General features: G+C 66.5%; 13 protein-coding genes and 1 tRNA gene. 10 read left to right on the forward strand and 4 right to left on the reverse strand.

Annotation, left to right across the window (positions count from 1 at the left end; genetic code table 11):
- Nucleotides 1-97: 97 nt before the first annotated feature.
- Nucleotides 98-174, reverse strand: a tRNA-Arg gene (locus AWC12_RS20230).
- A 98-nt stretch (nucleotides 175-272) separates the two neighbouring features.
- Between AWC12_RS20230 and AWC12_RS20235 the strand changes: the two genes are divergently transcribed.
- From AWC12_RS20235 to AWC12_RS20275, 9 genes are all read left to right on the forward strand, one after another.
- Nucleotides 273-1,769 carry a wax ester/triacylglycerol synthase family O-acyltransferase gene (locus AWC12_RS20235; RefSeq protein ID WP_085176610.1) on the forward strand — a complete coding sequence of 499 codons (1,497 nt, stop codon included), beginning with the start codon at nucleotides 273-275 and terminating at the stop codon, nucleotides 1,767-1,769.
- A 20-nt stretch (nucleotides 1,770-1,789) separates the two neighbouring features.
- Nucleotides 1,790-3,325, forward strand: a complete 1,536-nt coding sequence (locus tag AWC12_RS20240) for an HAD-IB family hydrolase/lysophospholipid acyltransferase family protein (protein ID WP_207576460.1) — start codon at nucleotides 1,790-1,792, stop codon at nucleotides 3,323-3,325.
- Nucleotides 3,322-5,673 (forward strand): glycerol-3-phosphate 1-O-acyltransferase, encoded by a 2,352-nt coding sequence (locus AWC12_RS20245; RefSeq protein ID WP_024448394.1) that lies wholly within the window; start codon nucleotides 3,322-3,324, stop codon nucleotides 5,671-5,673. The genes AWC12_RS20240 and AWC12_RS20245 overlap by 4 nt, the downstream gene beginning before the upstream one ends.
- Before the next feature lie 31 nt (nucleotides 5,674-5,704).
- Nucleotides 5,705-7,714 (forward strand): bifunctional copper resistance protein CopD/cytochrome c oxidase assembly protein, encoded by a 2,010-nt coding sequence (locus AWC12_RS20250; RefSeq protein WP_085176614.1) that lies wholly within the window; start codon nucleotides 5,705-5,707, stop codon nucleotides 7,712-7,714.
- A gap of 305 nt (nucleotides 7,715-8,019) precedes the next feature.
- Nucleotides 8,020-8,481 carry a single-stranded DNA-binding protein gene (locus AWC12_RS20255; RefSeq protein WP_024448396.1) on the forward strand — a complete coding sequence of 154 codons (462 nt, stop codon included), beginning with the start codon at nucleotides 8,020-8,022 and terminating at the stop codon, nucleotides 8,479-8,481.
- Between the two features lie 111 nt (nucleotides 8,482-8,592).
- Nucleotides 8,593-10,266, forward strand: coding sequence for an energy-dependent translational throttle protein EttA (gene ettA / locus AWC12_RS20260; protein ID WP_085176616.1), 1,674 nt, complete (start codon nucleotides 8,593-8,595; stop codon nucleotides 10,264-10,266).
- Nucleotides 10,267-10,384: 118 nt separating this feature from the next.
- Nucleotides 10,385-15,256, forward strand: a complete 4,872-nt coding sequence (locus tag AWC12_RS20265) for an NAD-glutamate dehydrogenase (protein ID WP_085176618.1) — start codon at nucleotides 10,385-10,387, stop codon at nucleotides 15,254-15,256.
- Nucleotides 15,253-15,672, forward strand: coding sequence for an acyl-CoA thioesterase (locus AWC12_RS20270; protein ID WP_085176619.1), 420 nt, complete (start codon nucleotides 15,253-15,255; stop codon nucleotides 15,670-15,672). Before AWC12_RS20265 ends, AWC12_RS20270 begins: the two co-directional genes overlap by 4 nt.
- Nucleotides 15,660-16,352: a DUF8185 domain-containing protein gene (locus tag AWC12_RS20275; RefSeq protein WP_085176722.1), complete on the forward strand. Its 693-nt coding sequence runs from the start codon at nucleotides 15,660-15,662 to the stop codon at nucleotides 16,350-16,352. Before AWC12_RS20270 ends, AWC12_RS20275 begins: the two co-directional genes overlap by 13 nt.
- A 6-nt stretch (nucleotides 16,353-16,358) precedes the next feature.
- Here AWC12_RS20275 and AWC12_RS20280 read toward each other — a convergent pair whose 3' ends face one another.
- Genes AWC12_RS20280 through AWC12_RS20290 form a run of 3 tightly spaced genes read right to left on the reverse strand, consistent with a single transcriptional unit; the run spans nucleotide 16,359 to nucleotide 20,633 of the window.
- Nucleotides 16,359-16,769: a globin gene (locus AWC12_RS20280; protein ID WP_085176620.1), complete on the reverse strand. Its 411-nt coding sequence runs from the start codon at nucleotides 16,767-16,769 to the stop codon at nucleotides 16,359-16,361.
- A gap of 51 nt (nucleotides 16,770-16,820) precedes the next feature.
- Nucleotides 16,821-19,418, reverse strand: a complete 2,598-nt coding sequence (locus tag AWC12_RS20285) for a LuxR C-terminal-related transcriptional regulator (RefSeq protein WP_085176622.1) — start codon at nucleotides 19,416-19,418, stop codon at nucleotides 16,821-16,823.
- A 27-nt stretch (nucleotides 19,419-19,445) separates the two neighbouring features.
- Nucleotides 19,446-20,633 (reverse strand): catalase family protein, encoded by a 1,188-nt coding sequence (locus AWC12_RS20290; protein ID WP_085176624.1) that lies wholly within the window; start codon nucleotides 20,631-20,633, stop codon nucleotides 19,446-19,448.
- A gap of 202 nt (nucleotides 20,634-20,835) precedes the next feature.
- Between AWC12_RS20290 and AWC12_RS20295 the strand changes: the two genes are divergently transcribed.
- Entirely contained in the window at nucleotides 20,836-21,501 is a 666-nt protein-coding gene (locus AWC12_RS20295) for an HNH endonuclease (protein WP_085176626.1), read from the forward strand.
- Nucleotides 21,502-21,503 lie beyond the last annotated feature (2 nt).

The raw sequence follows: 21,503 nt of genomic DNA on the forward strand, positions 1-21,503 counted from the left end.
GGAGCACCCAAAGGACCCACCCGACAACCCCCGAAACGACAACAGCCGAACCTACAAACGTAGGTCCGGCTGTCGCCGATGTCCTGAGACATCACACTGGCGCCCCCGGCAGGAATCGAACCTGCGACCTAGGGATTAGAAGGCCCTTGCTCTATCCAACTGAGCTACGGAGGCTGCGTCGAGGAGTGTATCGCGAGCACGGGCTGTGACCGCTGCGGCAACAGCGACTAAAGCCGCTCCGAGTCCGACGGGCGCCGACTAGTTTGGTGCGCATGAGCAATGCGCCGGACTTGGACGCGGCCGGACTGCCGGAGGAACTCAGCCCGCTCGACCAGATCCTGCATCGCGGGGAAGCCAATCCTCGCACCCGCTCGGGGATCATGACCGTCGAGCTCCTCGACACCACCCCCGACTGGGACAGGTTCCGCACCCGCTTCGAACACGCGTCGCGCAAGGTCCTTCGGCTGCGTCAGAAAGTCGTCACGCCCACCCTCCCTACCGCGGCGCCGCGCTGGGTGGTGGATCCCGACTTCAATCTCGACTTCCACTTGCGTCGTGTGCGCGTACCGGAGCCGGGCACCTTCCGCCAGGTGATGGATCTCGCCGAGATTGCCGCCCAGTCGCCGCTCGACATCTCGCGGCCGTTGTGGACGGCCACGCTGATCGAGGGGGTGGAGAACGGCCAGGCCGCCTTGATGGTTCACCTGAGCCACGCCGTCACCGACGGTGTCGGCGGTGTCGAGATGTTCGCCAACCTGTACGACCTCGAACGCGATCCACCGCCGCAGCCGGCGCCGCCGCTACCCGTTCCGGCGGACCTGTCACCGAACGATCTGATGCGCCGCGGGCTCAACCGCCTGCCCGGCACCATCGTCGGCAACATGCGCAACGCTGTCGTCGGTGCCGTCAAAGGTGTCGGCCATGTCGTTCGCGACCCGATGAACCGGCTGGGCAGCGCATTCGACTATGCGATGTCGGGGGTCCGCGTGGTCGGCCCGGTCGCCGAGCCGTCGCCGATCCTGCGGCGGCGCAGCCTGTCGACGCGCAGCGAAGCCATCGACATCGAGTTCGGCGACCTGCACCGGGCCTCGAAGGCGGCGGGGGGCTCCATCAACGATGCCTACCTGGCCGGTCTGTGCGGCGCGTTGCGGCTCTACCACCAGGCCAAGGGCGTACCCGTCGACACGCTGCCGATGGCCGTTCCGGTCAACTTGCGCTCCGACGACGACCCCGCCGGGGGCAACCGCTTCGCCGGGATCAACCTTGCGGCACCCATCGGTCTGTCCGACCCCGAGGCCCGCATCCAGAACATCCGCTCGCAGATGACCAGTAAGCGCGACGAACGCGCCCTCGACATGGTCGGCGCGATCGCGCCCGTGGTCAGCCTCCTGCCCGACAGCGTGCTCGAATCGATGGCCGGATCAATCGTCAACTCCGACGTGCAGGCGAGCAATGTGCCCGTCTATGCGGGAGACACCTTCATCGCCGGCGCAAAAGTGTTGCGCCAGTATGGTCTTGGGCCGCTGCCCGGCGTCGCGATGATGGTGGTGCTGGTCTCGCGGTCTGGCTACTGCACGATCACCGCCCGCTACGACCGGGCCTCCATCACCGATCCGGATCTGTTCGCGCAGTGCCTGCTGGCCGGATTCGACGAGGTTCTCGCCCTCGGTGGTGACGGCCGGGCGACGCCCGCCACGTTCACCGAGTCCTCCGAAGACACCGAATCCCAGCAAAGCACAGTGAATCTGAACGGAAGTGGCCAGCAGTGACGACACCGGGCAGCGGGGAGATGCGTCTCCCAGGATCGGTCGCCGAGGTGCGGGCTAGCGAAAGCGGACCGCATATCGGGGCGTTCTTCGACCTCGACGGGACGCTCGTCGCCGGGTTCACCGGCGTGATCATGACGCAGGACCGGTTGCGGCGCAGGCAGATGTCGGCGGGTGAGTTCATCGGCATGGTGCAGGCCGGCCTGAACCACCAGCTGGGCCGGTCCGAATTCGAGGATCTCATCGGCAAGGGCGCCCGCATGCTGCGCGGCAACTCGGTCGATGACGTCGACGAGTTGGCCGAACGACTGTTCGTCCAGAAGGTCGTCGGCAGAATCTATCCCGAGATGCGTGAGCTCGTCCGGGCGCACATGGCCCGCGGCCACACCGTCGTGCTCAGCTCGTCGGCGCTGACCGTCCAGGTCGAGCCTGTGGCCCGCTTCCTGGGGATCAACAACGTCCTGAGCAACAAGTTCGAGACCGACGACGATGGTCTGATCACCGGTGAAGTTCAGCGCCCGATCATCTGGGGTCCTGGAAAGGCAAGGGCGGTACAGGAATTCGCGGCTGCCAATAATATCGACCTTTCGAAGAGCTACTTCTACGCCGACGGCGACGAGGATGTCGCCCTGATGTACCTCGTCGGGAACCCACGCCCCACCAACCCCGAGGGCAAGATGGCGGCCGTCGCGGCGAAGCGAGGCTGGCCGATTCTGCGGTTCAGCAGCCGCAGCGGTGCGAGCCCCGCCTCGCAACTGCGCACCGTCGCGGGCATCGCGAGCATGGTGCCTATCGCGGCCAGCGCTCTCGGCGTCGGTCTGCTGACTCGCAACAGGCGCACGGGCGTCAACTTCTTCACCTCGACCTTCGGCCGGACCCTGCTCGACATCGTCGGCATCGACCTGCAGGTCATCGGCAGGGAGAACCTGACCGCTCAGCGGCCCGCGGTGTTCATCTTCAACCACCGCAACCAAGCCGATCCCCTCATCGCCGGCCGCCTTGTCAGCGACAACTTCACCTCGGTGGGCAAGAAGGAACTCGAGAACGATCCGATCGTCGGCACCCTCGGCAAGATCATGGACGCCGCGTTCATCGACCGAGACGATCCGCAGAAGGCCATCGAGGGACTCAAGAAGGTCGAAGATCTAGCACGCAAGGGGCTTTCGATCCTCATCGCGCCCGAAGGCACGCGCCTGGACACCACTGAGGTGGGCGCCTTCAAGAAGGGGCCGTTCCGCATAGCGATGTCGGTGGGGATTCCCATCGTGCCGATCGTCATTCGCAATGCGGAGGTGATCGCTGCCCGTGACTCGAGCACGTTCAATCCAGGAACCGTGGATATCGCTGTCTACCCGCCGATCTCGGTGGATGACTGGACGCACGACAACCTGCCCGAGCGCATCGACGAGATTCGCCAGCTCTATCTCGACACGCTGAAGGAGTGGCCGCACGACGAACTGAAATTGCCCGACCTGTACACGCGCGCCAAACCTGCCAAGAAGTCGGCCAAGCGTAAGGCGCCGGCCAAGAAGGCCGCCGCACCCAAGGGGCGGCCGTGAAGATCCGCGCCGACGACATTGCGGCCTACACCGCGGTTGGCGACACCCTGGTCCTCGCCGCAGGGTCCTCACCCGCCGAGGAGGCGCTGCTCAACGACTGGTTGGAGAGCCAGCGGCGCGCGCACCCCGAATCGACGATCGAGGTGCTCAGGCTGCCCGCCGACGACGATCCGCCACCGGCCACGCTCGCCCGGCTCGTCCAACTGCTGGGAGCCGACGAGGATCGATCCGTCGTCCCGGTCAGAGTGTTCTGGATCCCCGGCGGTCTTCCGACCCGCTCCAAAGTGGTGGCGCTGATCTCCGGCCGCGATACGTACCGTCCGCCGAAAGTGTTGCAGCACAGCATCCTCAAGCGTGATCCGTCCCGTGCACGTGTCGTCGCGGGCGAACCGGCCAAGGTATCCGAGCTGCACCAGCGCTGGAGCGAGACCACAGTCGCCGAGAACCCCAGGGAATTCGCCCGATTCGTGATCCGTCGCGCGATCCTGGCCATCGAGCGTGTCGAACTGCGCCTGCTCGGCCCCGAATACAAGTCGCCGCAGCTGATCAAGCCGGAAGTGCTCGCGTCGGCCCGGTTTCGGGAGGGGCTGGCGAAGATCCCCGGCGCGACCGTCGAACAAGCCGGCGAGATGCTCGACGAACTCAGCACCGGCTGGAGCCGATTCTCGGTCGACCTGATTCCGTCGCTGGGTCGCGCGATCTTCAGCCGCGGATTCGATCCGAACATCGACTACGACCGTGCCGAGGTCGAGGTCATGCGCCACGCGCTGGAAACCCATCCGGCGGTGCTGCTGTTCTCCCACCGGTCCTACCTCGACGGCGCGATCGTGCCCGTCGCGATGCAGGAGAACCGGCTTCCGCCGGTCCACACCTTCGCAGGCATCAACCTGTCGTTCGGGTTCATGGGCCCACTCATGCGCCGCTCCGGCGTCATCTTCCTGCGCCGCAAGCTCGACGACCCGCTGTACAAGTTCGTGCTGCGCCAGTTCGTCGGCTACATCGTCGAGAAGCGGTTCAACCTGTCCTGGGCGATCGAAGGGACGCGGTCGCGCACCGGAAAGATGTTGCCGCCCAAGCTCGGCCTGCTCGCCTACGTCGCCGATGCGTATCTCGACGGGCGCAGCGACGACATCCTGCTGCAGCCCGTGTCGATCAGCTTCGACCAGCTGCACGAAACCGCCGAGTACGCGCGGTACGCCCGCGGCGGCGAGAAGACTCCCGAGGGGCTGTCGTGGCTCGTCAACTACATCCGGGCGCAAGGGGAACGCAACTACGGCAAGATCTACGTGCGTTTCCCCGAAGCGGTGTCGATGCGCGAATACCTCGGAGAACCGCACGGTCCGATGACCACCGACGAGTCGGCCAAGCGTCTCGCGATGCAGAAGATGGCGTTCGAGGTGGCCTGGCGCATCCTTCAGGTCACGCCCGTCAACGCGACGGCACTGGTGTCCGCGCTGCTGCTCAGCACCCGCGGTGTGGCGCTGACGCTGGACCAGCTTCACCACACGCTGCAGGACTCGCTGGACTATCTCGAGCGCAAGCAGACGCCGATGACCAACAGCGCGTTGCGGTTACGCACTCCTGACGGTGTCCGGACCGCAGTCGACGCCCTGTCCAACGGACACCCGGTGACGCGGGTCGACGGTGGCACCGAACCCGTCTGGTACATCGCGCCGCAGGACGAGCTGGAGGCGTCGTTCTACCGGAATTCGCTCATCGATGCGTTCCTGGAGACCTCGCTGGTCGAGTTGGCGCTGGCCTACGCCTCCCGGGCCGAGTCGGATCGCCTCGAAGCGTTCTGGGCCCAGGTGATGCGGCTGCGCGATCTGTTGAAGTTCGACTTCTACTTCGCCGACTCCACGGCATTCCGGCAGCACGTGGCGGAGGAGATGTCGTGGCATCCGAATTGGGAAAGCCATATTGAATCCGGCGGCGAGCAGATCGACGCATTACTGAGGTCGAAGCGTCCGTCGATCGCCGGGCCGTTGCTCCGGCCGTTCTTCGAGGCCTATCAGATCGTCGCGGACGTGCTGCTCGATGCGCCGGCGGAAATTTCGGAGAAGGACCTGACGACCAAAGCGCTCGGCCTGGGCCAGCAGTACGTGGCCCAGGGGCGGGTGCAGAGCAACGAGTCGGTGTCTGCGTTGCTGTTCGTCACGGCCCGGCAGGTCGTCGCCGACCAGAAGCTGCTCGAACCGGCCGCCGACCTGGGCGAGCGGCGGCGAGCGTTCCGCAACGAACTGCGCGGCATCCTGACCGACATGGACAAGGTCGACGCGTACTCGCGGCAGCAGTTCTTCGAGCGGGAGCGCAGCCGCAGACAACTGCGCAACGCACCTGTGTCGTAGATCGCCTTCGACAAGGTCATACGCTGGCGTCATGACCTCGCCGGATCGGTTAGCAGCCCGCACCGTGCCCGTGTGGTCGGTGCTCTACGGGGTGGCGCTGCTGGCCGGGGTGACGGCGGCGGCTTTGTCTGCGCTGTCGCTGGCCGATGCACTGACTGCGACGGGCCTGCCCGACCCCGGCCCGACGACCACCTACGGCTTGCCGTTCGTCAAGGCAGCCGGGGAGATCGCCGCCGTGACGGCCGTCGGGTCGTTCCTGTTCGCGGCATTCCTGGTGCCACCCCAAAAGAGTCAGGTTCTCGACGCCGCCGGCTATCGCGCGCTGCGCATGGGCACGGTCGCCTCGGGCATCTGGGCGGTCTGCGCCGTGCTGATGGTGCCTCTGACGGTGTCCGATGTCAGTGGGCAGCCGCTGTCGACGAGGCTGAGCTTCGCCGATGTCTGGTCGGTGGCAGACCTGATCGAGATCGCCGGCGCCTGGCGGTGGACGGCCTTGTTCGCCATCCTGGTCACCGTCGTCAGCATTCCGGTGCTGCGCTGGTCATGGACGCCGTTGCTGTTCGCGGGTTCTCTGGTCACGCTTCTGCCGCTGGGCCTGACGGGACACTCGTCGGCCGGCGGCTCCCACGACGTGGGCACCAACAGCCTGCTCATCCATCTGATCGCCGGGGCGCTGTGGGCAGGTGGTCTGCTCGCGCTTCTCGCGCATGCGCTCAGAGGGGGCGAACACGCCGACGTCGCGGCGCGTCGATTCTCTGCGCTCGCACTGTGGTGTTTCGTGGCGATGGCGCTCAGCGGGGTCATCAACGCACTGGTGCGGGTTCGGCTGTCGGACCTGGTGAGCACCACCTACGGCGCGCTGGTCATGGTCAAGGTGGCGGCGCTGCTGACGCTCGGCGCCCTGGGCTGGCAGCAGCGCCGCAGGGCAGTGACTGCGTTGCAGAGCGACCCTGGAGCGCGCCGTGCGCTGATCCGCCTCGCCGTCGTGGAAGCGGTGGTTTTCGGTCTCACGTTCGGCGTGGCCGTCGCTCTCGGCCGCACACCTCCGCCCGCCCCGTTCGACCCGAACCTGTCGATCCCTGCCCTGGAGATCGGCTATGACCTGGCGGGCCCACCGACAGCGGCCCGGGTGCTGTTCGACTGGCGCTTCGACCTCGTCTTCGGCACGGCGGCGCTCGTGTTCGCGCTCGTCTACCTTGCCGCGGTGCGCAGGTTGCGGCGCCGTGGCGACGCATGGCCCACCGGACGAGTGGTGGCATGGTTGCTCGGCTGCCTGGTCCTGCTGCTGGCCACTTCGTCGGGCATCGGTCGATACATGCCCGCGATGTTCAGCATGCACATGATCGCGCACATGCTGTTGTCGATGCTGGCGCCGATTCTGCTCGTGCTCGGGGCTCCGGTGACGCTCGCGCTGCGCGCGCTTCCCGCCGCCGGACGTGATGCCCCGCCGGGTCCGCGGGAGTGGCTGCTGGCCGCACTGCATTCACGGGTCTCACAGGTGCTGACGAATCCGTTCGTCGCCACCGCGCTGTTCATCGTTGGCTTCTACGGCCTGTATTTCGGCGGCATCTTCGACGCCGTCGCCGGCAGCCACTCCGCTCACCTGGCGATGAACTTGCACTTCCTGCTGAGCGGCTATCTGTTCTATTGGGTGGTCATCGGTGTCGACCCGACACCGAGACCGATCCCGCATCTCGCCAAGCTGGGCATGGTGTTCGCGTCGCTGCCGCTGCACGCGTTCTTCGGGGTGGTGCTGATGGGCACCCAGTCGGTGATCGCCGAGACGTTCTACCGGTCGCTGCAACTGCCCTGGCACACGGACCTGATGGGCGACCAGCGGCTCGGCGGCGGAATCGCTTGGGCCGCAGGCGAAGTACCGCTCGTGGTGGTGCTCATCGCGCTCTTCGTGCAGTGGCGCCGCAGTGACGACCGCACCGCAAAGCGACTCGACCGGGCAGCAGATCGCGACGAGGATGCCGACTTGGCGGCCTACAACAACATGCTCGCCGAACTTGCACGGCGCGAGCGGGAACGCCACTGACGCTCCCGGGGGGCGCAACAGGCGGCGACATCTGCTTCATATTTTCAGATGTTCAGGTATTCAGGTGTTGTGCTAGCGTTGCCGGCACGGGCCGGCCAGGCGACAGCGATGCAGCACATCGACGCCATGGCCGGCCCGCACCAGGTGAGCCTCGGTTATCCCCACATCGTTTTTCATCCACAGCCTGCGGTCGCCGCTGGTGTGTCCGCGGGTGAGATGTCGGCGGCGACGCGCTCAATGGCGGTGTCATCAACGGGCCAGGCAGGTGCCTGACCCGTAGCCAAGGAAAAGGGAAAGGCACCGCCATGTTCGAGACACCCATCACCATCGTCGGCACCATCGCCACCAAGCCGGACCGCCGCTGGGTGGGTGACCAGGAACTCATCAAGTTCCGTGTCGCCAGCAATTCCCGTCGCCGCACCGCCGACGGCACCTGGGAGCCCGGGAACTCGCTGTACGCAACAGTGAACTGCTGGGGGCGCCTCATCACCGGGGTCGGCGCGGGCCTGGGGAAGGGAGATCCCGTCATCGTTGTTGGAAACGTGTACACCAGCGAATACGAAGACCGCGACGGGAACCGCAGGTCGTCCCTGGAGATCCGCGCGACCTCCGTGGGCCCGGATTTGGCGCGTTGCATCGTCCGCATGGAAAGCCGCAAGCATCCCGAGCCGCCGCAGGCGAACGCGCAGGCAGGGTCCGAGCCGGGCGAGGACGCCTCGGACGAGGACGTTCCGGAGGTCGACGAGGCGCTGCCGCTGAGCGCCTAGCGGCCAACGGGCCCGATACCGGCGCGCCTAGGATGGTTCCCGACTATCGCGTGGTCCGAACCGTCCGCTGTATTCGAGACCCGAGATCTGAGAAAGGCGACATCTGAGGCTATGGCCGAATTCATCTACACGATGCGGAAGGTCCGCAAGGCGCACGGCGACAAGGTCATCCTTGACGACGTCACGCTGAACTTCCTTCCGGGCGCGAAGATCGGTGTCGTCGGGCCCAACGGCGCCGGCAAGTCGAGCGTCTTGAAGATCATGGCCGGGATCGACCAGCCCAACAACGGCGACGCCTTCCTGCAACCCGGCGCGACGGTCGGCATCCTCATGCAGGAGCCGCAGCTCGACGAGACCAAGACCGTCCGGGAGAACGTCGAGGAAGGCGTCGCCGTCAAGGCGAAGCTCAACCGGTACAACGAGGTCGCCGAGCTGATGGCGACCGACTACACCGACGAGCTGATGGAAGAGATGGGCAAGCTCCAGGAGGAGCTCGATGCCGCCGACGCGTGGGACATCGACAGCCAGCTCGAACAGGCGATGGATGCGTTGCGCTGCCCGCCGCCCGACGAGCCCGTCACCCATCTCTCCGGTGGTGAGAAGCGCCGCGTCGCGCTCTGCAAGCTGCTGCTGTCGAAGCCGGACCTGCTGCTGCTCGACGAGCCGACCAACCACCTCGACGCCGAGAGCGTGCAGTGGCTCGAACAGCACCTCGCCGAGTACAAGGGTGCGATCCTCGCGGTGACCCACGACCGGTACTTCCTCGACAACGTCGCCGAGTGGATCCTGGAGCTCGACCGCGGACGCGCCTATCCCTACGAGGGCAACTACTCCACCTATCTGGAGAAGAAGGCCGAGCGCATTGCGGTGCAAGGGCGCAAGGACGCCAAGCTGCAGAAGCGTCTCAAGGACGAGCTGGAATGGGTCCGGTCGGGTGCCAAGGCGCGCCAGGCGAAGAACAAGGCCCGCCTGCAGCGCTACGAGGAGATGGCCGCCGAAGCGGAGAAGACGCGCAAGCTCGACTTCGAGGAGATCCAGATTCCGACCGGTCCGAGGCTGGGCAATGTGGTGGTCGAGGTCGAGCACCTCGACAAGGGCTTCGACGGCAGGCAGCTCATCAAAGACCTGTCGTTCACGTTGCCTCGTAACGGCATCGTCGGCGTCATTGGTCCCAATGGTGTCGGCAAGACCACGCTGTTCAAGACGATCGTCGGTCTCGAACAGCCCGACAGCGGCACCGTCAAGGTCGGCGAGACAGTCAAGCTCAGCTACGTCGACCAGAGCCGCGGTGGCATCGATCCCAACAAAACGGTGTGGCAGGTCGTCTCCGACGGCCTCGACTACATCGAGGTCGGCCAGAACGAGGTGCCGTCGCGGGCCTACGTATCGGCGTTCGGATTCAAGGGCCCCGATCAGCAGAAGCCCGCAGGCGTGCTCTCCGGCGGTGAGCGCAATCGGCTCAACCTGGCGTTGACCCTCAAAGAGGGCGGCAACCTCATCCTGCTCGACGAGCCGACCAACGACCTCGACGTCGAGACCTTGAGCTCGCTGGAGAACGCGCTGGAGAACTTTCCCGGTTGCGCGGTGGTGATCAGCCACGACCGCTGGTTCCTGGACCGCACCTGCACGCACATCCTGGCGTGGGAGGGCGACTCCGACAACGAAGCCAAGTGGTTCTGGTTCGAAGGAAACTTCGGTGGCTACGAGGAGAACAAGATCGAGCGCCTCGGCGCGGACGCCGCGCGTCCGCACAGGGTCACCCACCGAAAGCTCACGCGGGACTAGTCTCGTTCTGCGGACCAGGTAACCGGGTGCGCACGCGAGGAGCAGTCCAGTCCGAGCCCCAGTGCGCCCGGTTGCAGCCAACGACGGCCGGTGCGCACGTGTGAGTCAGGAGCGGCGAATGTCGTTGAATCTCGGAGCCTTAGGCGATCCGGACCGGCCGGCAGCACCTCCCGAGATGGTCGACCGACTCATCCCCGCCTACCTCGCCACCTACCGGGGTCCGCACGGCGGCGCACCGGGCGCCGAGGCGGCGGTGACGGGGCCGCTACGCAGACACGGTGGCGACACCGTCAACAGTCCTGCACTGGTCGCAGCGCAGCTGCGGCTCGGAAGCAGGCGGGCGCCGGGGGAGACGAACGTCGCGGTGTACTCCGCGGACAACTCCGGCGGCTTCGGACCTGCGTTGCAGATCGTCACCGACAACGCGACGATGCTGATGGACTCGGTGACGGTTCTGCTGCACCGCATCGGTGTTGCCTACACCGCCATCATGAATCCCGTGTTCCGTGTCCGGCGCGGCACCACGGGCGAACTTCTCGAGATCGCCGCCGCCTCGGAAGCCACCGTCGTCGACGGCGTCGACGAAACGTGGGTGCACGTGCAGTTGGCGAATTCGGTCGACCGGCGCGCACTCGACGAGGCTGAGCGGCTGCTGCCGCGCGTGCTGGCCGACGCCAGGCAGGTGGCACGGGATTCCACCGACATGGGCGCGGCGCTGCGGATCCTCGCCGCCGAACTCGACAGCGACACCGGCCGGCGGTTCCCCAGCCCGGACCGCAAGGACGTGGCGGCACTGCTGCGCTGGCTCGCCGACGGCCACTTCGTGATGCTCGGCTACCAGCGCTGCCATGTCCGCGACGGCGAGGCCACAGTCGACGCCGCCAGCCGGCTCGGAGTGCTGCGCCTGCGGCAGGACGTACTGCCGCAGCTGACCAACAAGGACGAGCTGCTGGCATTGGCGCAGGCCACCATCCCGAGCTTTCTGCGCTACGGGGCCTACCCGCAGATCGTCGTCGTCCGTGAGCAGTCGCCGGACGGTGACGACGCCGCGGCGATCGAGCACCGCTTCGTGGGGTTGTTCACCGTCGCGGCGATGAATGCGAACGTGCTCGATATCCCGCTGGTGTCCCGGCGCGTCAACGATGCACTGGCCATGGCGCACCGCGACCCGAGCCATCCCGGGCAGTTGCTGCTCGACATCATCCAGACCATCCCACGCTCGGAGCTGTTCGCGCTCAGCGCGCGCGGGCTGCTCGACATGGCGATGGCCGTGGTCGACCTCGGGTCGCGTCGGCGCACCCTGCTGTTTCTGCGCGCCGATCCGCTCGCCCACTTCGCATCGTGCCTGGTCTATCTGCCCCGCGACCGCTATACCACCGCCGTCCGACTGGAGATGCAGGACATCCTGGTGCGCGAACTCGGCGGTGTGAGCATCGACTACGCCGCGCGTGTCAGCGAATCGCCCTGGGCGGTCGTGCATTTCACGGTGAAGTTGCCGGAGGGTCCTCGCAAGAACGAGATCGACGTGTCCGAGGAGAACGAGGCGCGCATCCAGGACCTCCTGACCGAGGCCGCCCGCACCTGGGGCGATCGGCTGCTGGGGTCCGTGCGTGCCGGCGGCCCGATCGATCAGAGCACCGCCGAGCACTACGCGTCCGCCTTCCCCGAGGTGTACAAGCAGGCCATCCCGCCCGACCATGCGCTCAACGACATCGCGATCATCGAAGAGCTGCAAGACAATTCGGTCAAGCTCGTCCTCGCTGACGGCGATGAGGCCGGAGTGTCGCACCTGATCTGGTATCTGGGCGGGCGGTCGGCGTCGCTGAGCCAACTGCTGCCGATGCTGCAATCCATGGGCGTGGTGGTGCTCGAGGAGCGGCCGTTCACGGTGACGCGGCCCGACGGGCTGCCGGTGTGGATCTACCAGTTCAACGTCTCACCGCACCAGGGCATCCCAGAGGCGCCGTCGGGACCTGAAAGGGAAGCGACCGCAGAACGTTTCGCGGATGCAGTCACCGCCATCTGGCACGGCAACGCCGAGATCGACCGCTTCAACGAGCTGGTGCTGCGCGCCGGGCTGACGTGGCAGCAGGTCGCCGTCCTTCGCGCCTACGCCAAGTACCTGAAGCAGGCCGGCTTCCCCTACAGCCAGTCCCACATCGAGACCGTGCTCAACGACAACGCACGCACCGCGCGCTCTCTGGTCGAACTGTTCGAGGCGCTGTATCAGCCCGCAGGTCAGAACTCGGGCGGGGCGAACCAGGATGCGCAGGCGGCCGCGGCCGCGGTGGCCGCCGATATCGATGCGCTGGTGAGCCTCGACACCGATCGAGTGCTGCGGGCGTTCGCCTCGATGATCCAAGCGACGCTGCGCACCAACTACTTCGTCACCCGCCCCGATTCGGCGCGCGCCAGCAATGTGTTGTCGTTCAAGCTCAATCCGCAGCTGATCGACGAGCTTCCCCTGCCGCGACCAAAGTTCGAGATCTTCGTCTATTCACCGCGTGTGGAGGGCGTGCACCTGCGGTTCGGTTTCGTCGCCCGAGGTGGCCTGCGTTGGTCGGACCGCCGCGAGGATTTCCGCACCGAGATCCTGGGCCTGGTCAAGGCGCAGGCGGTCAAGAACGCAGTCATCGTCCCGGTGGGCGCCAAGGGCGGATTCGTGGTGAAGAACCCGCCGGCGCGCACCGGGGATGCGGCGGTTGACCGCGACGCCACGCGCGAAGAGGGCGTCGCCTGTTACCGGCTTTTCATCGCAGGCCTGCTCGACATCACCGACAATGTCGATAAGGTCACCGGTGACGTGATCGCCCCCGCCGATGTCGTCCGCCGCGACGGTGACGATGCCTATTTGGTGGTGGCGGCCGACAAGGGCACGGCGACGTTCTCCGACATCGCCAACGATGTCGCCAAGTCTTACGGCTTCTGGCTCGGTGACGCCTTCGCGTCAGGTGGATCGGTGGGCTACGACCACAAGGCGATGGGTATCACCGCCAAGGGCGCCTGGGAATCGGTGAAGCGTCACTTCCGCGAGATGGGTATCGACACCCAGTCCGAGGACTTCACCGTCGTCGGCGTGGGCGACATGAGCGGCGACGTCTTCGGCAACGGAATGCTTCTGTCCGAACATATTCGGCTGCTCGCCGCATTCGACCACCGTCACATCTTCATCGACCCGACGCCCGATGCCGCGTCGTCCTTCGCTGAGCGGCGACGGATGTTCGACCTGCCGCGCTCCAGCTGGGATGACTACGACAAGTCGTTGATCAGCAAGGGTGGCGGGGTCTTCAGCCGCGAGCAGAAGTCCATCCCGATCAGCCCGGAAGTCAGAACCGCACTGGGGCTCGAGGACGGCGTCACCGACATGACGCCACCTGCATTGATGAAAGCGATTCTGAAGGCGCCGGCCGACCTTTTGTGGAACGGCGGCATCGGCACGTACGTCAAGGCCGAGACCGAGGCCGACGCCGATGTCGGTGACCGCGCCAACGACGCGGTCCGCGTGAACGGGAACCAGGTGCGCGCCAAGGTGATCGGGGAGGGCGGCAACCTCGGAGTGACGTCGCTGGGCCGCACCGAGTTCGACCTGTGCGGCGGCCGCATCAACACCGACGCGATGGACAACTCCGCCGGGGTCGACTGCTCAGACCACGAGGTCAACATCAAGATTCTGATCGATTCGCTGGTGACGGCCGGCAAGGTCAGTTCCGAGGATCGCACCGATCTGCTGTTGTCGATGACCGACGAGGTCGGTCAGCTCGTGTTGGCCGACAACAAGAGTCAAAACGACCTGATGGGCACCAGCCGTGCCAACGCGGCGAGTCTGCTGAACGTGCACGCCCGCATGATCAAGGACTTCGTCGACGAGCGGGGACTCAACCGCGAACTGGAGGCGCTGCCGTCGGAGAAGGAGATCCGGCGCCGTATCGACGCCGGAATCGGTTTGACCTCACCCGAATTGGCTACCTTGATGGCCCACGTCAAGCTGGCATTGAAGGATGACCTGCTCGCCACCGACCTTCCCGACCAAGAGGTGTTCGCAGCGCGGCTGCCCTCGTACTTCCCGACCCTGCTGCGTGAGCAGTTCGTCAGCGACATCCGCTCCCATCAGCTGCGCCGCGAGATCGTCACCACCATGCTCGTCAACGACGTCGTCGACACGGCAGGCATCTCGTATGCCTACCGCGTGACAGAGGATGTCGGGGTTTCCCCGATCGACGCCGTCCGCAGTTTCGCGGCCGGCGACGCGATCTTCGGATTCGGCAAGGTGTGGCGGCAGATCCGCGAGGCCGGGGACAACGGGGTGTCGGTGGCGGTGACCGACCGCATGACGCTGGATCTGCGTCGCCTCATCGATCGCGCCGCCCGCTGGTTGCTCAACTACCGGCCGCAGCCGCTGGCGGTGGGCGCCGAGATCAATCGGTTCGCCGAGAAGGTGGCGGCGCTGACGCCGCGGATGCCGGACTGGTTACGCGGCGACGACAAGGCGATCGTCGAAAAGGAAGCCGGTGAGTTCAGCGCCCAGGGGGTGCCGAACGACGTCGCGTACATGGTCGCCACCGGGCTGTACCAGTTCAGCCTGCTCGACGTCATCGACATCGCCGACATCGTGGATCGGGATGCCGCCGAGGTCGCCGACGCGTACTTCGCGCTGATGGATCACCTGGGTACCGACGGACTGCTCACCGCGGTGTCCCGGCTCTCTCGTAACGATCGCTGGCATTCGTTGGCGCGGTTGGCAATTCGTGACGACATCTACGGCTCCCTGCGCGCGCTGTGCTTCGACGTTCTCGCTGTCGGTGAGCCCGACGAGAACGGTGCCGAGAAGATCGCGGAGTGGGAGATGACGAACACCTCCCGGATCGGCCGTGCCCGCCGCACGCTCACCGAGCTGTACGAGGCCGGTGAGCACGATCTGGCGACGCTGTCGGTGGCGGCGCGGCAGATCCGCAGCATGACCAGGACGAGTGGAACGGGAAGTACCGGGTGACGGAATCGCGCGGCTTTACGGCACCGGTGCATGTGCGGTGGTCGGACATCGACATGTACCAGCACATCAACCACGCCACGATGGTCACGATCCTCGAAGAGGCCCGGATCCCTTTTCTGACCGAGCCATTCGGAGATGAGATCACCACGATCGGATTGCTGATCGCCGAGGTGAACATCTCCTACAAGGCGCAGCTCCGGCTCGTCGATTCGCCGTTGCAGGTCACGATGTGGTCGAAACGCGTGCGCGCGGTCGATTTCACGATCGGCTACGAGGTGCGCTCCGTCGGCGCGCCACCAGCTTCCAGACCCGCCGTCATCGCCGACACCCAGCTGGCCGCCGTGCACATCGAAGAGCAACGGTTGCAACGGCTCTCCGAGGCTCAGCGCGAATACCTGCAACGCTGGATCCGATGAGCGAGCGCGGAGTCTGGCTCGGACCCGACAACCGGACAGCCCACCGGGAGGACCTGGCGACGTTCACCGAGCGTGCGCTGCGGCTGGACGAAGCCGGCGTGATCCGGCTGCGGGAACGTCCGGACGGCATGATCGTCGCCTGGGTGGCCACCGGATTCGACGTCCTGGCCAGCCGGGTGGTGGCCGGCCGGATCAACCCGGCTGATCTGTGTGCCGGTGCCGACGCGCTGCAGCCGGCGCTGCGGGCGATGGACGCCGACGGCTACGTCGACCCGGGCTTCGCGATGGATTCCGCGTGGCGTGGCGCGCTGCCTCCCGAGACCGGGTTCGTCCATCTCGACGACGTCCCGGCGCGGGTCGTCCTCGATCTGGCTCAGCGGGGGATGAGCCTGGCCAAGCAGCACTCCAGTGCGCACGGTCCGCCGGCATCCCTGCTGGATCAGGAAGTGGTCGCAGTGACCTCCGAGGACGACAGCGTCGGCATCCCGATGCGGTGCGTGTTCGCGTTGACGGCGATGGGGTTCCTGCCGCAGTCGCCGTCCCGGGACCGGTTCGACCCCGAGTCGGTCAGCGCGGACGAGGTGGTGCGAGTGCGGGCGACATCGGCGTGGCTGCGTGTCGACGCCCGCTTCGGCACGGTGTATCGGCGCCGCGGCGACCCGGCGGTGGTGCTGCGCTGACGCCGGTCAGAACGATGAGTTGACCATCGACTGTGCCGCCATCTCCAGATAGGCGATCAGCTCCTGGCGGTGCGCATCGTCCAGGGTCGACGAGTCGATCTCGGCCACCGCGGTGTGCATGCACCGCAGCCACGCATCGCGCTCGAGGTAGCCGATGCGGAAAGGACTGTGGCGCATCCGCAACCGCGGATGACCACGCTGGTCGGAGTATGTGCGTGGTCCACCCCAGTACTGTTCGAGGAACATGCGCAGCCGCTCTTCGGCCCCGTCGAGATCGTCCTCGGGGTAGAGCGGGCGCAGGATCTCGTCCTCGCGCACGAGCTCGTAGAACCGCGACACGATGGCATCGAATGTGGCGTGGCCGCCCACGGCGTCATAGAACGACTGCTGTTTGTTCTGCGCGTCCATTGCCTCCATTGTGGGCCATCGCCGATGCGGACCTGACGCATGGATCGGGACCGACCGGGATTAGGACCGTTTCTTGATCAGTTTGGCCAGCTCATCGCGGTCGGCGACGTCGAGCTTGAAGCAGGCCCGGTACACATGGCCCTCGACGGTGCGCACCGACAGCGTGAGCTGCTCGGCGACCTCGCGATTGCTCAATCCCGCCGCGACCAGTTCGGCGATCTCACGTTCCCGCGGTGTCAGCGGCAACGGCCGCGCCGCGGCTTTGATCGCCGGCGTCGTCGCACCGCCGCATTTCTCGGCCAGGCGCAGCGCATTGGCGCCCGACTCATTGGTCCGGCGGCGGTCGCCCGCGGCGTCGTGCAGTGAGGCGGCCTGTGCGGCGGCATCGGCGGCGGCCAGCAGCAGGCCTGCCTGCTCGAAGTCGGCGCTGACCGAGTCCAGCGCCGCGGCGTCGCCGGCAGCGAAGGCCGCAGCGTGGCGCGCCAGCAGACCCACCACCGGCCCGTAGACGATGTCGGTGAGTTCGGCGAGGCGCGCGGCGGTGGTGCGGTCGCCGAACCTCGTGGCGTGGTGCAGCGCCTCGGCCTCGATCGCGTACTGGCCGGAGCGGCCGGCGTTGTCGGCGGCGGCCCTGGCGAGTTCGGCGGCGCGGCGCTCCATGCCGCTGGCCGCGGCCAGCCACGACCGTGAGATCAGTCGCTGCGGCTCGTGCACCGCCATGGACGGACCGGAGTGCTCGGCGGCGTCGGCGAGAACGCGCTCGGCCTCACCTGTGCGGCCGAGCGCCGCGTATGCACGGGCCAACAGCAGCCGGCCGGGCAATTGCCACGGCAGTGAGTTCTCCGCGTTCAGCGCTGCCAACGCCTGCTCGATCGACTGGATGGTCTCGGGGAAGTCGCCTCGGGCGGTCGCGACGACGCCCGCCATGATCTTGGCGATCGCCCAGGCCAGGAACTGCCCAACCGAGGAGAAGTTCGCATAGTCCGCGGCGCGTTGGTCCGCGAGATCCAGTTGCCCGGTGTGCGTCAGCGCGAGCACGTCGCAGTAACGCACCATCACGCGGATCATGCCGTCGGTCGAACTGAGTTCGGCGCGGCATCGGGCGGCGATCGGTTCGAACTCGTTGCCGCGTCCGGCGACGGGCATCGCCATCCCGGCGGCGAACGCGGCGAACTCGACGGCCTGGTTCGGTGACCTCGAATCCTCGAGAACGGTCAGTGCTTCGGCGATACCCTGCTCGATCTTGTTCTCGTGCACGGCCATTGCCGCGGCTGCCGCGGCGGCGAACAGCTGCAGCGACGGATGCTGAATCCGCTCGCGCACCAACGACATCGCCTCGTGCGCCCGGTCGACTTCGCCGAGGGACCAGAACAGACGAGAGGCGCGGGGCACCCCCCACTGTACCAGCTGGAGCTCGTCGAGTTCGTCGGGATTGAAGCGGGCCAGAACGGCTTCGGACTCCGCAGGCTTGCCCTGCCACAGCAGAGCCCGGGACAGCAGCTCGCCGGCCTGCACGGTGCCGCTGCGCTCGAACGCCGCGCGGGCGAGCCGCTCGCCGAGGGGCAGGTTGGACAGGTAGACCGCGTCTTTGGCGGCGGTGATGAGCAGGGTGTCGTCGACGGCCTGGTCACTTTCGATGGACAGCTGTGCCATCCGGATACGGCTCCCGGCGGAGTCCATCTCCCGCCGGCGCAGAACTTCGACGATCCTTCCTTTGAGCCGGCGTGATGCTGCCTGGCCGATGCGGCTGCGCACGACATCGCCGACCAGCGGGTGGCTGAACCGGGCGTTGAGGGTGTGGCCGTTGGGCACGCAGCGGATCAGCCCCCGCGTCTCCGCGTCGTCGACGGCGGCTTCGCCGGCGAGTTCGGTCAGCGCGTCGATGTCGAGCGGCTCGCACAGCGCCAGCAGTTTGAGCGCGCCGATGACGCCGTCGCCCGCGGAATCCAGGCGCGTGTCGAGGAGTTCGACCAGACCGGCCGGCACTGCGGTGGGGCCGCGCAGCTGCCACACGTCGCCGACCTTCTTCAGGGTGCCCGCGTCGATGGAGCCCTCGACGAGATGACGCAGGAACAGCGGATTGCCGCCGGAGGATTCCCACATCAGGTCCGCGGACAGGCCCTCGAGTCGTCCTCCGATCACCGACTCGATCAACGCGACGCTCTGTTCCTTGGAGAACGGTTGCAGTTCGATGCGGCGCAGGTAGCCGTCTTTCCACAACGATGTGACTGCGTCGGGCACCGGTTCCCCGCTGCGGATCGTGGCAAGGATGCGGCCGCTCTGCTCCACGGCGATCTGGTGCAGCAGCGTCGCGGACAGCTCGTCCAGAAGGTGGGCGTCGTCCACGCCGACGATGTTGTTGCTTCCTTGTGTCACAAGCGATTCGCGCGCGGTGGCGAGCAGGGCGGTGGCGTCGCGCGAGCCTGTGGATCCGACCAAGTGGGAGAAGACGCCCAGAGGAATGCTGCGCGACGACTGGGTCGACGCCACCCACTGCACAGGGGAGCGCAGAGAATCGGTGACCGCGCGCGCCAGCGTGGTCTTGCCGACTCCGGCGGCGCCGACGAGGACGACTCCGCATGACTCGTTGCCGGTCAAGGCGGAGCGGACCGCGCCGAATTCCGCCGGGCGATCGACTATTTGCCAAACCCCCGCCATGTCGTGGAGTCTAGGTCGCCGACGCCGTCAATTCTCGGCAATACCCGGTGCGCTAGATGTGGATCTGTCCCAGGTCGCGCGGCCGGGGAAGTCGGATAAATCCGCCGGCTCGTAGTCGGGCACCTGGTTTCGTTGGTGTCGAAATTTGCTGGACTCCGCGTAGACGCGGAGTTTGAGGCGGTTGATCGAGCCAAGAGGCGTGTGCTCGATGATCCCGCGCCACGAGTTGAACGTCAGCTTGTCGTCGCCGAACGCCTTCAGATCCTCGCTGTATGCCGTTTGCTTCGGGTAGCGGATGACGCCGACCGGGTAGTAGGGCGACCTCTTCTCCGACCACGGCTCGGTGGCATCGTCGAGCGGCATCTCGGTCGTGTCGGTGCACAACTGGGCCGAGATCGCGTACTCGGCGCCGTGGCTGCCGAAGTGCTGTGTGACCGCGTCGGAGGCAGCGTGGTCACCGCCGGGCCGGAGCGTCTCTTTTCTCAGCTTGACGACTTCAGCGGACAGCGGCGACACGCTGATCTTCGCGATGTATTTGCCGTACCGCACGGGCGCCGCGCTGTAGAAGGTCTGGCCCAAGGGGTGGTAGTTCGGCTCGGCGAACACCCGCAGCTTCGGGTGAAGTCGCTTTCCCAGGGCGTCGGTGACCATGCGGGCGCCTCGCAGCACGGTATTGGCGACGATCATGGCGGCGTCGGGCATCCTCGCGAGAATCTTGGCGGTCCTCATCCCGCCCTTGGCGTAGTCCGCCGCGTCCTTGAACAGGAACTCGGGTTCTGTCACGAACACGAAATCCTGGTTCTTGTCTTTCATGAAGTCGGCATGCGCACGTTCTTGAGATTCGACGCCGAGGATCTTGAGCCCCAGCCCGCGCACGCCGCGCACGCGGTCGGATCGGATGGCCCCCGACGTCGCGGAGATGCGTGCGATCACCGGGTAGGTCTTCCCGGGCGTGGAGAACAGCCCCTGCCGGTACTCCTCGGGAAGGTCGGTGTTGACGGTCAGCTCCCCGTACAGAATGGCGCAGCTCTTGGCATGTGCATCGCGGATCGCGTGCGGCTTGCCCCTCTTGAGGCTCTTGCGGTACTGGAACTCGTTGTTGCACCGAAGGTCCTTGATCATTTGGTCGATCAGGGCTTCTTCGGCGGGCTTCCACGCGCTGTGCTCTTCTCTGAACTCCGCGAACTTCGTCGCTCGGTCTTGTGTTGCCCCCATGGCGACAAGTGTGGCGCTCGAGAGGCTCCCATGGCATGAGTAACCGACTACCTGTTTTTCGCACGCGTCAGTTCTCAGGCAACGCGCCGGTTGCGGGCAGACGACGTCCGACACTCGAAGTTCATCGGACTGACCAGCGAACACGACCGGAATTGCCATGCGATCAGAAGGGATCCGTGGTGGACTGTCGGTCGGAGGACGTATGGCGCAGCGCAAGAACGGACGCGGCCACCGGAATCACCGGGCCGCGGTGCCCTCACCCGGGTCGACGGCGACGACTACGTCGCGCGCGCTGCACAGCGTGGTCCCCACCTCGGACACTCACCCCGCCGCCGCGCAGGAGCCCTCGATCTGGGGCCGCCGCCGGGTGCTGCTTCTGAACTCGACCTACGAGCCGTTGACGGCTCTGCCCTTGCGCCGCGCGGTGATCATGCTGATGTGCGGCAAGGCCGACGTCGTCCACGACGACCCCGTGGGCCCGGTGATCCATTCGGCATCGCGGGCGATCGTCGTCCCCACCGTCATCCGCCTGCGCACGTACGTGCGCGTCCCGTATCGCGCACGAATCCCGATGACGCGCGCAGCGCTGATGCATCGGGATCGATTCCGCTGCGCGTACTGCGGAACCAAGGCCGACACCGTCGACCACGTGATCCCGCGAAGCCGCGGCGGTGACCATTCCTGGGAGAACTGCGTGGCCGCATGCTCGTCATGCAACCACCGGAAGGCGGACAAGCTGCTCAGCGAGCTGGGATGGTCGTTGCACACCACGCCGTTGCCGCCGAAGGGCCAGCACTGGCGGCTGCTGTCCAGCGTCAAGGAGCTCGACCCGGCGTGGGTTCGATACCTGGGTGAGGGCGCGGCCTGACC

Origin of the sequence: Mycolicibacterium iranicum, assembly GCF_002101705.1 — a bacterium.
Taxonomy (GTDB): Bacteria; Actinomycetota; Actinomycetes; order Mycobacteriales; family Mycobacteriaceae; genus Mycobacterium; species Mycobacterium iranicum.

Excerpts from the sequence above, each read along its gene's own strand:
- AWC12_RS20235 (WP_085176610.1), top strand. The coding sequence starts at position 273 with ATGAGCAATGCGCCGGACTTGGACGCGGCCGGACTGCCGGAGGAACTC.
- AWC12_RS20240 (WP_207576460.1), top strand. The coding sequence starts at position 1,790 with ATGCGTCTCCCAGGATCGGTCGCCGAGGTGCGGGCTAGCGAAAGCGGA.
- AWC12_RS20250 (WP_085176614.1), top strand. The coding sequence starts at position 5,705 with ATGACCTCGCCGGATCGGTTAGCAGCCCGCACCGTGCCCGTGTGGTCG.
- AWC12_RS20255 (WP_024448396.1), top strand. The coding sequence starts at position 8,020 with ATGTTCGAGACACCCATCACCATCGTCGGCACCATCGCCACCAAGCCG.
- ettA (WP_085176616.1), top strand. The coding sequence starts at position 8,593 with ATGGCCGAATTCATCTACACGATGCGGAAGGTCCGCAAGGCGCACGGC.
- AWC12_RS20265 (WP_085176618.1), top strand. The coding sequence starts at position 10,385 with ATGTCGTTGAATCTCGGAGCCTTAGGCGATCCGGACCGGCCGGCAGCA.
- AWC12_RS20280 (WP_085176620.1), bottom strand. The coding sequence starts at position 16,769 with ATGGAGGCAATGGACGCGCAGAACAAACAGCAGTCGTTCTATGACGCC.
- AWC12_RS20285 (WP_085176622.1), bottom strand. The coding sequence starts at position 19,418 with ATGGCGGGGGTTTGGCAAATAGTCGATCGCCCGGCGGAATTCGGCGCG.
- AWC12_RS20290 (WP_085176624.1), bottom strand. The coding sequence starts at position 20,633 with ATGGGGGCAACACAAGACCGAGCGACGAAGTTCGCGGAGTTCAGAGAA.
- AWC12_RS20295 (WP_085176626.1), top strand. The coding sequence starts at position 20,836 with ATGGCGCAGCGCAAGAACGGACGCGGCCACCGGAATCACCGGGCCGCG.